This is a genomic window from Streptomyces sp. NPDC090045 (assembly GCF_044747975.1).
Classification (GTDB): domain Bacteria; phylum Actinomycetota; class Actinomycetes; order Streptomycetales; family Streptomycetaceae; genus Streptomyces.
In genome coordinates this window covers 1-11,876 of record NZ_JBIVFA010000003.1, presented here as the reverse complement: position 1 = coordinate 11,876, position 11,876 = coordinate 1, and the positions used below count along the sequence as shown (strand labels likewise).

The following is an 11,876-nucleotide window of genomic DNA, read 5'->3' as shown; positions in this document are numbered from 1 at the left end:
GTCAACATAGACATTCATCTAATTATGGGGGGGGTGTCGTGCAGCACGTGGAAGCCGTCGTCATCGGGGGCGGGCAGTCGGGGCTGGCCACCACACATGCGCTGGTCATGGCAGGGCTGAAGCCGGTGGCGCTGGAGGCGTCGGACCGAGCGGCGGGGTCGTGGCCGCGCTACTACGACAGCCTGACCCTGTTCTCCCCGGCTCGGTTCAGCGCGCTGCCTGGTATGCCGTTCGGCGGGGATCCGGACCGCTACCCGCACCGGGACGAGGTCGTCGCCTAGCTGACCGCGTACGCCGCCGCCTACAGGCCGACATCCGCACCCGCAGGCGCGTGATCACGGTCCGGGCCGACGGCGCCGGGTTCACGGTCGAGCTGGAGGACGGTGGGCTGCTGGGGGCGCGGGCGGTGGTCGCCGCCTCGGGCAGCTTCGGCCGCCCGCACCGCCCCGACCTGCCGGGCCTGGAGACCTTCGCCGGCCAGGCCCTGCACGCGGCCGACTACCGCGGCCCGGCCCGGTTCGCCGGGCAGCGTGTGGTGGTGGTCGGGGCGGGGAACTCCGCGGTGCAGATCGCCGCCGAACTCGCCCGCGAAAGCCGCACAAGCTGGCCACGCGGGCGCCGGCGAAGTTCGCCCGGCAGCACCTGCTGGGCAAGGACCTGCACTTCTGGCTCACCCGCACCGGCCTGGACACCGCCGCGCTGGGCCGCCTACTGAGGACTCCGCCCGCCTCGCCGGTCCTGGACGACGGCCGCTACCGCGCGGCCCTCGCCGCCGGCCTCCCCGACCGGCGCCCGATGTTCACGCGGCTCACCGACAACCGGGGCACCTGGGCCGACGGCACCACGGAGCGGCTGGACGCACTGATCCTCGCCACTGGCTCCCGCCCCCACCGGCCCTACCTCGCCGGACTCGACGGCGCCCTCGACCCGGCCGGGCTCCCCCGCCACCGCGGCGGGGCCTCCCCCGCCTATCCGGGCCTGGCGTTCGTCGGGCTGGAGTGGCAGCGCAGCCTGTCCTCGAACACGCTGCGCGGGGTCGGCCGGGATGCCGCCCGGGCGGCCCCCCGCCTGGCCGCCCACCTGGCCCGCAACTGCCCCCTGCCCTCTTAGTTCGATGTATGTCAACATAGACGTATGTCGAATGTGAAGGTTCTGCCGCTGCTGGAGCCCGACGTCGTCGCGGCCTGCTGCCCGCCGCTGAACGAGCGCCCGATGTCGGCCGAGGAGGCCGAGGTGGCGGCGAAGATGTTCAAGGCCCTCGGTGACCCCGTGCGGCTGCGCCTGTTCTCCGCTGTCGCCTCCCACGAGGGCGGGGAGGCGTGCGTGTGCGACATCTCCGACGTCGGCGTCTCCCAGCCCACCGTCTCCCACCACCTGAAGAAGCTCAAGGAGGCCGGCCTGCTGTCCTCCGAGCGCCGCGGTACGTGGGTCTACTACCGGGTCGAGCCGTCCGTGCTCGCCGCCATGGGCGCGCTGCTGGCCGGCGCCGCGAAGACGGCGTGACCGCGGTGCGCATCGAGGCGCTGCTTGCCGCGCACGCCGAGCAGGTGCTGGGCATCTACCAGTCGGGAATCGACGAGGGCAACGCGACCTTCGAGACGCAGGCCCCCGACTGGGCCGCGTTCGACAAGGCCAAGCTGCCTGGCCACCGTTTCGTCGCCCTCGACGACGACGGCCGGGTGTTGGGCTGGGTCGCGGCGAGTGCCGTCTCGGACCGGTGCGCGTACGCGGGCGTGGTCGAGCACTCCGTCTACGTCCACCCCGCCGCGCGCGGCAGCGGCATCGCCCGTGCCCTGCTGGATGCACTCATCGCCTCTACCGAGACCGCGGGCATCTGGACCATCCAGTCCGGGATCTTCCCCGAGAACACCGCCAGCCTCGCTGTCCACGCACGTGCCGGGTTCCGCATCATCGGCACGCGTGAGCGCATCGGCCGCCACCACGGGGCGTGGCGTGACGTCGTGTTGCTGGAGCGCCGCAGTCCACAGATTGTCTGACGCCGCCGGTCCGGCCGCCGGCGTCAGTCACCGTTGTACAAGGTGAGTTGGCGACGGTGGAAGTCGAAGTGCTGGGTGGGGTAGCGATAGATGTCCGCGAGGGTCATGAAGTCCTTGAAGAACGGATCCCAGCGGACGGGGTAGTGCATGCCCCGGGCGAGCCGGGCGTCCGGCTCCGAGATCAGGTGGCGGTGCAGGGAGTCGATGACCCGGTCGAACGCCGCACCCATCCGGCGCGGGCCGTAGAGCTTCACCGCCCCGCGCGCGCCGACGTAGTTGACCCAGTCGAACGGTACGGTGGCCGCGTCCAGCACTCGGGCGAATACCCTGCTCGCGCTCCGTGGCAGCCGGCCGAAGACGCGGACCAGGAGCAGCAGACGCAGGACGACCATGTAGCCGAACAGCATGTGCCACAGCAGTTGCTCGTTGGTCCACCTGGTGCCGTGGGTGGTACTGGAGAGGTCCTCCTCGGTGGCACTGTCGAGCAGGCGGTGGAAGGTCTGGCGGGCACGCTCATAGTCCTCGTGCACGGCCTGCCGGTCCATCGCGATCGCGTTCATCATGGCCTGCCATTTTGGGCCGCACTCGACGAGTCTGCCGGGGTGGCAATGATGCCCGCTCCAGGCCGGGCGTAACGGAAGCGGATGCGGCCGAATGGTCAGCCGTCCTGGAGGAGCGGGCCGAAGGTCTGCTGCCCGATCTGGGTGGCGCGGGCCTGGCCGACGATCTCACCGCGCACCTCGGGGTGCGCCAGCTGCCATTGCTCGGCCGAGGTCTGGCTGGCGAAGAAGTTGAGGGCGTCGCAGCACACCGTGGCGGCCGGGCCTGCACCTTCGCGACGCCCGACGAATACGACCGCCGCGGCAGGCTCCCAGATTGCCGCGCCGTTGCTGAAGGTGACCGTCACCGGCTGGCCGTCGACGGGGTCGGTGGAGGAGACGGTCACGTCCTGGCCGAGCATTGCGGAAATACGATGCTGATGCCCAGCAGGTCAGCGGCCTGGCCGATGGTGTAGGTCTCGATGCGTTCACCTCAAGCGCGGCTCCCAGGCCGTTTGACCGGGGAGCCCGTCTTCATGGTCGAAGGAGCTCGGCGATCTCGCGGGCGGCATCGCGGGCGGGGCGGCCGACGCCGATGAGGGTGGCGGATGCCGGGCCGGTCCAGTCGCCGTAGCCGAGCAGGTGCAGGCGCGGTTCGTCCGCGGCGCGGGTGCCCGCGGTGGCGATGTGTCCGCGGGTGCCGCGCAGGCGCAGGGAGGCGAAGTGCGCGAGGGCGGGGCGGAAGCCGGTGCACCAGATGACCGTGTCCGCCTCGGCCCGGGTGCCGTCGGCCCACTCGACCCCGGTCGCCGTGAGGCGGGTGAACATCGGCTTCGCCGTCAGCAGGCCGGCGTCACGGGCGGCGCGGACTGGCGGGACGGCGACGATGTCTCCGAGGGAGGCGACGCCGCCGGCGTCGATACGTCCTTCGTCCAGGGCGCGGCGGCGGGCGGTCGCGTGGTCGAAGAGGGCTCGGCCGTCGATGTCGTCGGCCAGGTAGCGGGGCGGGCGCTGCGTGACCCACGTGAGCTCGGCCGTACTGGTACCGGCGAGGTCGGCGGCGATCTGGGCACCGGAGTTGCCGCCGCCCACGACGACCACCCGCTGCCCGGTGAAGTCGGACGGGCTGCGGTACTGGACGGTGTGCAGCTGGCGTCCCTGGTACTCGCACCGCCCAGGTACGGCGGGCAGGAAGGGGCGGGTCCAGGTGCCGGTGGCGCTGATGACCGCACGCGCGGTCCAGGATCCGGAGTCCGTCTCGACCCGCAGGACGGGACCGTCACGGTGCACGCTGTCGACCCACGTGCCCCGCTGGACAGGGAGGGCGTACCGCTTCTCGTAATCCGCGAGGTAGTCGACCACGTGCCCGGCGTCTGGGTAGAGCTCGCCCGGCTGAGACGGCATGAGCCGCCCGGGCAGGGAAGAGTACTGGGCCGGGGAGAACAGGCGCAGGGAGTTCCAGGTGTGCTGCCAGGCTCCCCCGGGCGCCGCCTGGGCGTCGAGGATGACGTGCTCGATGCCCAGGCGGCGCAGGTGGTATCCGGCGGCGAGCCCGGACTGGCCGCCGCCGATCACCACCACGTCCGTGCGCTGCGTCATGCCGCAGGCGTTCCGTTGTCCGTCTTGCCGCGCATGAAGATGACGGCCACGAGCGCCAGGCCCACCACGGCGCCGACGAGCTGCATGCCGATGAAGCCGGGCACCGAGGCCGGGGCGATGCCCGCGAAGGTGTCGGTGAAGGCGCGGCCGATGGTGACGGCCGGGTTGGCGAAGGAGGTGGAGGAGGTGAACCAGTAGGCGGCGCCGATGTACGAGGCGACGGCGACGGGTGCGAAGCGGAGGCGGTCGGTGCGGGCCAGGCCGAAGATGAGCAGGATCAGACCGGCGGTCGCCACGACCTCGCCCAGCAGCAGGTTGCCGGCGGAGCGGTCGTGAGTGGACCACTTGACCAGCGGCTCACCGAACATCGCGTCCGCCAGGATCGCGCCCGCGATCGCACCGGCGATCTGCGAGGGCACGTACACGGCGAGCTCGCGGGCGGTGACTCCGGCGCCGCCGCGGCGGGCGGTCCACCATTCGGCCAGGGTGACCACCGGGTTGAAGTGGGCGCCGGAGACCGGGCCGAGGAGCGCGATGAGGACGCCGAGGCCGAAGACCGTGGCGGTGGAGTTGGCCAGCAGCTGCAGGGCCACGTCCTGGGTGAGTTTCGTGGCCTGGATGCCGGAGCCGACGACGACCGCGACGAGGGCCGCGGTGCCGACCAGCTCGGCGGCGGCGCGGGCGATCAGCGGGGTGCGGGGCGGGGTCGCGCCGGGGGCGGGCTGGGGCACGTCGGCAGGTATCGGGGTGCCGACGGGCTTGATCGCGGTCAAGGCTGGTTCTCCTCGGGCAGGTGAGGCAAAGCGCGGAAGGCTATGGGCAGGACCGCTTGAGGTTCGCTTCGGCGGTGGCTCGCGCGGTCGTGGCGAGGTCGGCGAACTGACCGGCGAGGGCTTCGATGACTTCCGGGCGGAGGCGGTAGTAGACGTACCTCCCGCATGGCTCGGTATCCACGACCCCCGCCTCCCGCAGCACCTTCATGTGGTTGGAGAGGTTCGTCTGCTTCGCGCCCGTCTCCTCCACGAGGTGGGTGGTGCAGAGGGTCTCGCGGGCGAGCAGGGTCACGATCTGGAGCCTGAGCGGGTCGGCCAGAACCCGGATCAAATCAGTGTCGACTGACGTCATCATGGACTGATATTGTCACATCAGTTGGGGCTGACATCAGTCCGAGCTGATCCGATTGGCTCCTTTGAACAGGATCGCCATGCCCACGCCTTCCTCGCCCCTCTTGCCGGACGAACGCCTGGCCGCCGGGGCCGCCCGTCTCGCCACCCGATACGCCGGCCACTTCGCGCCGGAAACCGTGTTGGGCCTGCTCGCCGACTCCTACACGCGCCTCGCCGAGCGGGCACGGATCCGTACGCACCTGGTCGTGCTGGCGGAACGGCTCACCGCCGAACGCCTCGACGCCCTCGCCCACACCCAGGGGCTGACGAGCGGACCGGCTCGGGTGCTGTTCGTGTGCGGCCAGAACGCCGGCCGCTCCCAGATGGCCGCCGCCCTCCTCGCCCACCGCGCGGGCGAGCGGGTCACCGTCTCCTCCGCGGGCACCCACCCCGCAGGCGAGGTGGCGCCGCACATCGCCCAGGCCATCACCGAGGCCGGCATGGACCTGGCCGACGCCTACTCCAAGCCGCTCACCGAAGAGGTCGTCCAGGCCGCCGACATCGTGATCACGATGGGCTGCGGCGACGCCTGCCCCGTCATGCCCGGCCGCCGCTACCTCGACTGGCCCGTGGCCGACCCCGACGGAGCGCCGATCGCAGTCGTCCGCGACATCCGCGACGCCATCGACGCCATCGACGCCCACATCAACGAGCTCCTCACCCAGCTCGCCCCCTAAAAGCCCCCGCATCCCCATCGCAGTCGCCTCACCCCAAGGAAGAACAGATGTCCTCCGCTCTCCCCCAGCCTGGCGGCTGGGAGGTACCCCCAGCCGCCTCCGTCCTGTTCGTCTGCATCCACAACGCGGGCCGCTCCCAGATGGCGGCCGGGTTCCTGCGCCACCTCGCCGGCGACCGCGTCGAGGTCCGCTCCGCCGGCTCCATGCCCGGCGAGCAGATCAACCCCTCCGCCGTCGCCGCCATGGCCGAGCTGGGCATCGACATCTCCGACCAGAAGCCGAAGGTCCTCACCCCCGAGGCCGCCCAGGCGTCGGACTACATCATCACGATGGGCTGCGGGGACGCCTGCCCGTACTTCCCCGGCAAGACCTACCTCGACTGGCAGCTCGAGGACCCGGCCGGGCAGGGCGTCGAGGCCGTCCGCCCCATCCGTGACGAGATCAAGGGCCTCATCGAGGGCCTGATCGCCGAGATCGACGCCAAGTCGAAGGCCTGAGGCACCTGACGTGACCGAGACGACCACAACGGCGGACGACGTCCGCGACGTCATCGTCATAGGCTCCGGCCCCGCCGGATACACCGCCGCCCTCTACACCGCCCGCGCGCAGCTCAAGCCCCTGCTCTTCGGCAGCTCCATCTTCGTCGGCGGCTCCCTCACCACGACCACCGAGGTGGAGAACTTCCCCGGCTTCCCAGACGGGATCGACGGCCCGGACCTCATGGTCAACATGCGGGCCCAGGCCGAGAAGTTCGGCGCCGAGATGATCGACGACGACATCGTCTCCGCGAACCTCACCGGCGCCATCAAGGAAGTCACCGACTCCGAGGGCACCGTCCACCGCGCGAAGTCCGTGATCATCGCGACCGGCTCCGGCTACCGCAAGCTGGGCCTGCCCAAGGAGGACGAGCTCTCCGGCCGCGGGGTGTCCTGGTGCGCCACCTGCGACGGGTTCTTCTTCCGCGACCGCGACATCGTCGTGGTCGGCGGCGGCGACACCGCCATGGAAGAGGCCACCTTCCTCACCCGCTTCGCCCGCTCGGTCACCATCGTCCACCGCCGCTCCACCCTGCGCGCCTCCAAGGTCATGCAGAACCGGGCCTTCACCGACGACAAGATCTCCTTCGCCTTCGACAGCGAAATCGCCGAGATCAAGGACACCAACGGCATGCTCTCCGGTGTCGTCCTGCGCGACACCTTCACCAGCAAGCTCCGCGACCTCGACGTCACCGGCCTGTTCATCGCCATCGGACACGACCCGCGCACCGAACTGTTCACCGGCCAGGTCGACCTCGACGACGAGGGCTACATCAAGGTCGCCTCACCCTCGACCCGCACGAACATCCCGGGCGTCTTCGCCGCCGGCGACGTCGTCGACCACACCTACCGCCAGGCCATCACCGCGGCCGGCTCCGGCTGCGCAGCGGCCCTCGACGCCGAGCGCTACCTCGCCGCCCTGAGCGACAGCAGCGCCGACGTCGACATGGCGCAGGTCAACGCCTGACCGGTCGGCCCCCACCCAACCTTCCGTTCTAGTGGTCGTCGCAACACCCCAGCTCAGGGGATGCGATGGACTTCGAGATCCGGGACAGAAGTAAGCCGCAGGGGCCACGCCGGCTGACTACCGAGCGGGAGCAATACTTCCGCCTTGTGGATCAAGGAATCGGCTACCTCGAAGCGGCCCGCCTCGTGGGCATCAACAAGCGCACGGGCAAGCGATGGCGCAACGGCCGCAACGCCTCCGGCAGGAACAAGGCGGCGCCACCGATCAACTCGGTGGCGCCGCTGCCGGAGCCTGAGCCGCCGGCTCCGTCGCGGTATCTGAACGAGACCGATCGCATCCACATCGCCGACCGGCTGCGGGAGAAGGCCACGATCCGGCGGATAGCCGCGGAGCTGGGCCGCAGCCCGTCCACAATCAGCCGGGAAGTCCGCCGCAATCGCACCGTCCTACCGAACGGCGGTTGGTACTACCGGCCGCACGCCGCCCACCGCCGGGCTGTGGCCCGCAGGCCCCGGCCCAAGCCCGGCAAGATCGGCCAGAACCCCGAGCTGCGGGACTTCATCCAGCACCACCTCGCCCTGCGCTGGAGCCCCGAGCAGATCTGTCACGTTCTCCGGATCCGCTTCCCCGACTGTCCGGAGATGCATGTGACCCACGAGACCGTCTACCAGGCCCTTTACGTTCAAGGCCGCGGAGAGCTCCGTCGCGAGCTCACCCGCGCACTGCGGACAGGACGCGCTCGGCGGCGCCCTCACCGACACTCCAACAAGCGCCGGTCCCAAGGGATCAAGGACATGGTGCTGATCAGCGAACGGCCCGCCGAGGTGGGCGATCGGGCCGTCCCTGGCCACTGGGAAGGCGACCTGATCATTGGGAAGGACGGCAGGTCTGCCATCGCCACCCTGGTCGAACGGTCGAGCCGCTACGTAATGCTGGTGCCCCTGCCCGCTGGCCACAACGCGGGCGCCACACGCACCGCACTCACCCAGACAGTCGCGGCCATGCCTCGACACGTCTGGCGATCCCTGACCTGGGACCAGGGCAGGGAAATGGCTGCTCACCGCGCGTTCACTCTGGCCACCGACATCCCGGTCTTCTTCTGTGATCCGGCCAGCCCCTGGCAGCGCGGTTCGAACGAGAACACCAACGGCCTACTGCGGCAGTACTTCCCCAAGGGCACCGACCTCGCCACTCACACCTCCGAGCACCTGGACGCCGTCGCCGCCGAACTCAACAGCCGCCCACGCAAAACGCTCGGCTGGGAAACCCCAGCCGAGCGTCTCGCTAAGCTGATCGCAGCTTGATCAACTCACACCGTGTTGCAACGACCCCTCGAATTCGCCCAACGGTGGGGGCCCACGTCGGTGATGTGCGCGCTTACGCCCTTTATGCGCCCCTACTCCCCCACGTAGCTTGCGACGTTGGCCTGTAACACCCGTACGAACGTAGGGGGAAAGCAGCTTGAAGCGAGCAGACGTGCTGAGGGATCTCGCGCAGCCGTGGAACGTGGCCGTTCACTCGACATCGGAACTCGCGGGCAGCGTTGCGAAAGCTGCGACCGCGGACGACAAGGCCAAGCGGGAGAAGGGCCAGGCCCCTCTCCGCCGCAAACCAGAACTCCGGCCCCTACCCATCAAGCCACTCGGCATCTCGCTCCAACTCACCCCCTGGGCCGCCCGGTCGACCTGGGCACCCGTAAGCGGTCCATGACCTGGGCGAACGCGGGTGCGTCACCGGCTTGGCCCGGCGTGATGACGAATGCCAAGGGGCGGCAGCGGCCGTCGGCAGCGAGGTGGATCTTCGTGGTCAGCCCGCCGCGGGACCGTCCGAGGGCATGGTCGGCCGGCTCACCGGCCGGGGCCCCTTTTGACGGGCCCCGGCGGCATGCTGGTGGGCACGAACGATCGTGGAATCGACCGCGACGACCCAGTCCAGATCTCCCTCGGCGTCGGCCTGGGCGAGCAGGGTGGTGAAGACCTTCGCCCAGGTACCGTCGGCCGCCCACATCCGCAGCCGGTTATGGGCACCCTTCCACGACCCGAAGCGCTCGGGCAGGTCCATCCACGGGATCCCCGTCCGGTACTTGAACGCGATCGCGTCGATCACCTGCCGGTGATCCCGCCACCGCCCGCCCCGCTTCGGCGTCCGGTCCGGCAACAACGGCTCGATGCGTGCCCACTGGGCGTCAGTCAACGACACACATCAACCAACGATCCGATGATCTGAATGGCCTAGCCGTTACACGGGCCCGCGCCGAAGCAGCCCCGGCGGGCACGAGCTGACGTCTGTCCAGTTCACGGGACTAAGTCCTGTTTGCTTCGTTATCTGCAGGCGCTTGCGGAGGATTCACGGTCGTGCCGTCTGGATTCAGCCCGAAGGCGGCCGAAAGAACGGCGGGGAGATCCGCTTCCGGAAGTGTGGCGCGTATCTCAGCCAGGACCTGAGGGAAGTCTTCATCGTCAATGAAGCCCATGTACTCCTGGCGCAGTCGGTAAATTGCCTCGACGAGCTCGGGCCGTAGTTGCATCCAGGCACGAGACGAACGGATCTGTTCGTCGACCTGGTCCATGAACCAGCTCAGGACTTCATAGGGGACTTCCAGGTGACGCCCGCGAGGGTCGAACCACACCGTCGGTTCTCGTGCAGGATCCTCGTCGGGGACGACTGCGGTCACGAGGTGGAGTTGCTCGGCGGCAAGCTCCAGTTCCAAGTACCAGGCGTCATCGGCTACGGAGTACATCGCGGTGATCGCGTAGTGGCCATTGGGGTGCGGGAGGGGCATGGCCGCATGGTTTCACGCTCGCCAAGACGGGGCGTCGCGAGCCCTACCGCCACAGCTCGGACCGGTTTGATCCACCGGTCGAGAGGTCAACCACCATGCGGAACGGCCGAAATATTGGCCGCTCACGTGTCCGAGGTGCAGTCACTTCTCACATTCAGAACTTCCCTGAGCCTCCTGGACGGAGTCAGAACTGACCTACCTCTGGAGTCAGTTGTCACTGACGCAACCACACCGATTGCGACGCAGTGTTTCGAGGGCTGGGAGAGGATGCCTACCGGGCTTACCAAGAGGCTCACGTGGAAGATGTGTTGACCAAGGGAGTTGCCTTCCCCTTCGTCCGGCGCCTGCTGTCGTTGAACGACCTCGCGGATCCATCCGATTCGCTGGCTGAGGTCATCATCCTCTCGCGAAACGACCCGGCCACCGACCTACGGGTCATGCGTTCGATCGAAGCGCAGGACCTGCCCATCAGCTGTCCAGGGCGTCCCACTCACCGTCGCCGTATCCAGGGCGAACATGCACGACAGCCTCGCCCTCAAGCCGCTTATCCTCGGCATCCCCGCCATCCGGTCCCGCCGGGGGCCACGGAGACGCCGCTCCGTCAAACTCCGCGCGGATAAGGCGCACTTTTCCGCCGAACACCTGGCCTGACTGCGCGAGCGTGGGCTCGTCGCGCACATCGCGCGGACAGGCCTCGACTCCGGCGAACGCCTCGGCTGGCGCCGCTGGAAGATCGAGCGGTCGATCGCTTGGCTCTTCAGCTCCGCTGCTTGACCATCCGGCACGAACGAAAGGGCTCACACTTCCTCGCCTCCTCGGCCTGGCTGCTGCCCTGACCTGCTACAAGACGCTCGCGAAACTTGCGAGGTGAGACACCCCTCTAAGTAGCGGCTTCGCGCTTGTCGGCGTCCTGCTCGGAGCTTGGCTAACTGCCCGAACTGGAGATCTTCAGTGGACGCGCCAAACGCAGTTGGCGGCCTGCCGGCGCCTGATGGATGAATTTTCCTTGCTATACGACTCAATGGCGCGTACGCGCCATCCTGAGAGCCCTGACCTGACCTGGGCTTCGTGGAACCAGGCACTAACCGAGGTTTCGTTTGTGTGCACCAAACCAGTCGTGGACGCGGCCTCTGCACTTGATGAGACGCTATGGTGCGTCGATTGGGCTATCCGCAGTGGCCAGACTGGAGAGGATGTGTGGCTGGAACTGCGACGCCCAGTGGAGAGTGCCCGTGCTGCTGTCATCCAGGCTGTCCGCCTTCAAACAGCTCGTCGCCTTCGCTGTTCAGTCCGAACTTTTGGGCGGCCAGCGGATGAAGACCCCATGTGAAAAATGCTGCATTCCTGACATCGAGGACTCTGACTGCGTACAGCACTACGCCAACCAGACAACGGCCGAACTAATGAACCTGAATCCCCGTCACCCGTTCCTGAGCAGCTAGTCAGCCTTACGTTCCTGGGACGGGATGGTCGAGCCCTTCGTATGGTTGGGCCGCCCGGGGGTGCCGGGTGTGGCTTCTAGGCCGTTTCCTTCAGATCATCGGATCGTTGGTTGATGTGTGTCGTTGACTGACGCCCAGTGGGCACGCATCGAGCCGTTGTTGCCGGACCGG

General features: G+C 68.8%; 14 protein-coding genes and 3 pseudogenes. 10 read left to right on the top strand and 7 right to left on the bottom strand.

What is annotated here, in order from left to right; genetic code table 11:
- Positions 1-88 precede the first annotated feature (88 nt).
- The 4 genes and pseudogenes from ACIPYQ_RS09005 to ACIPYQ_RS08990 all read left to right on the top strand — a co-directional run.
- Positions 89-715 (top strand): annotated as a pseudogene (locus ACIPYQ_RS09005) (NAD(P)-binding domain-containing protein); the annotation flags it as partial.
- A gap of 80 nt (positions 716-795) precedes the next feature.
- Positions 796-1,110 (top strand): hypothetical protein, encoded by a 315-nt coding sequence (locus tag ACIPYQ_RS09000; RefSeq protein ID WP_401247787.1) that lies wholly within the window; start codon positions 796-798, stop codon positions 1,108-1,110.
- Positions 1,111-1,134: 24 nt separating this feature from the next.
- On the top strand, positions 1,135-1,503 hold the full coding sequence (locus ACIPYQ_RS08995; RefSeq protein WP_030724816.1) for a helix-turn-helix transcriptional regulator: 369 nt from the start codon (positions 1,135-1,137) through the stop codon (positions 1,501-1,503).
- Complete coding sequence (locus ACIPYQ_RS08990) at positions 1,500-1,997, top strand: GNAT family N-acetyltransferase (RefSeq protein WP_401247784.1); 498 nt, start codon at positions 1,500-1,502, stop codon at positions 1,995-1,997. Before ACIPYQ_RS08995 ends, ACIPYQ_RS08990 begins: the two co-directional genes overlap by 4 nt.
- A 23-nt stretch (positions 1,998-2,020) precedes the next feature.
- Here the strand turns inward: ACIPYQ_RS08990 and ACIPYQ_RS08985 are convergent, their stop codons facing one another.
- From ACIPYQ_RS08985 to ACIPYQ_RS08965, 5 genes are all read right to left on the bottom strand, one after another.
- Entirely contained in the window at positions 2,021-2,560 is a 540-nt protein-coding gene (locus tag ACIPYQ_RS08985; protein ID WP_401247781.1) for a DinB family protein, read from the bottom strand.
- Positions 2,561-2,655: 95 nt separating this feature from the next.
- Positions 2,656-2,958, bottom strand: a complete 303-nt coding sequence (gene merB, locus ACIPYQ_RS08980; RefSeq protein WP_401247778.1) for an organomercurial lyase — start codon at positions 2,956-2,958, stop codon at positions 2,656-2,658.
- Positions 2,959-3,070: 112 nt separating this feature from the next.
- Complete coding sequence (locus ACIPYQ_RS08975) at positions 3,071-4,135, bottom strand: ArsO family NAD(P)H-dependent flavin-containing monooxygenase (protein ID WP_401247776.1); 1,065 nt, start codon at positions 4,133-4,135, stop codon at positions 3,071-3,073.
- Positions 4,132-4,908, bottom strand: a complete 777-nt coding sequence (locus ACIPYQ_RS08970; RefSeq protein ID WP_401247773.1) for an aquaporin — start codon at positions 4,906-4,908, stop codon at positions 4,132-4,134. The genes ACIPYQ_RS08975 and ACIPYQ_RS08970 overlap by 4 nt, the downstream gene beginning before the upstream one ends.
- 40 nt (positions 4,909-4,948) lie before the next feature.
- On the bottom strand, positions 4,949-5,263 hold the full coding sequence (locus tag ACIPYQ_RS08965; protein WP_401247770.1) for an ArsR/SmtB family transcription factor: 315 nt from the start codon (positions 5,261-5,263) through the stop codon (positions 4,949-4,951).
- 76 nt (positions 5,264-5,339) lie between these two features.
- Here ACIPYQ_RS08965 and ACIPYQ_RS08960 point away from each other — a divergent pair, with 76 nt between their 5' ends.
- From ACIPYQ_RS08960 to ACIPYQ_RS08945, 4 genes are all read left to right on the top strand, one after another.
- Positions 5,340-5,978: a low molecular weight phosphatase family protein gene (locus ACIPYQ_RS08960; RefSeq protein ID WP_401247767.1), complete on the top strand. Its 639-nt coding sequence runs from the start codon at positions 5,340-5,342 to the stop codon at positions 5,976-5,978.
- Positions 5,979-6,025: 47 nt separating this feature from the next.
- Positions 6,026-6,475, top strand: a complete 450-nt coding sequence (locus ACIPYQ_RS08955) for an arsenate reductase ArsC (protein WP_401247764.1) — start codon at positions 6,026-6,028, stop codon at positions 6,473-6,475.
- Positions 6,476-6,485: 10 nt separating this feature from the next.
- Positions 6,486-7,481 (top strand): thioredoxin-disulfide reductase, encoded by a 996-nt coding sequence (gene trxB, locus ACIPYQ_RS08950; RefSeq protein WP_401247761.1) that lies wholly within the window; start codon positions 6,486-6,488, stop codon positions 7,479-7,481.
- A 65-nt stretch (positions 7,482-7,546) separates the two neighbouring features.
- Complete coding sequence (locus tag ACIPYQ_RS08945) at positions 7,547-8,785, top strand: IS30 family transposase (protein WP_401247758.1); 1,239 nt, start codon at positions 7,547-7,549, stop codon at positions 8,783-8,785.
- Positions 8,786-9,147: 362 nt separating this feature from the next.
- On the opposite strand, the pseudogene ACIPYQ_RS08940 reads toward ACIPYQ_RS08945, so the two are convergent.
- Together ACIPYQ_RS08940 and ACIPYQ_RS08935 are read right to left on the bottom strand one after the other, a co-directional pair.
- Positions 9,148-9,680, bottom strand: a pseudogene (locus ACIPYQ_RS08940) (IS5 family transposase); the annotation flags it as partial.
- A gap of 103 nt (positions 9,681-9,783) precedes the next feature.
- Positions 9,784-10,263, bottom strand: a complete 480-nt coding sequence (locus tag ACIPYQ_RS08935) for a hypothetical protein (RefSeq protein WP_401247755.1) — start codon at positions 10,261-10,263, stop codon at positions 9,784-9,786.
- A gap of 230 nt (positions 10,264-10,493) precedes the next feature.
- On the opposite strand from ACIPYQ_RS08935, the pseudogene ACIPYQ_RS08930 reads away from it, so the two are divergent.
- Positions 10,494-10,757, top strand: a pseudogene (locus ACIPYQ_RS08930) (5'-nucleotidase); the annotation flags it as partial.
- 738 nt (positions 10,758-11,495) lie between these two features.
- Positions 11,496-11,705 carry a hypothetical protein gene (locus ACIPYQ_RS08925; protein WP_401247752.1) on the top strand — a complete coding sequence of 70 codons (210 nt, stop codon included), beginning with the start codon at positions 11,496-11,498 and terminating at the stop codon, positions 11,703-11,705.
- Positions 11,706-11,876: the final 171 nt, after the last annotated feature.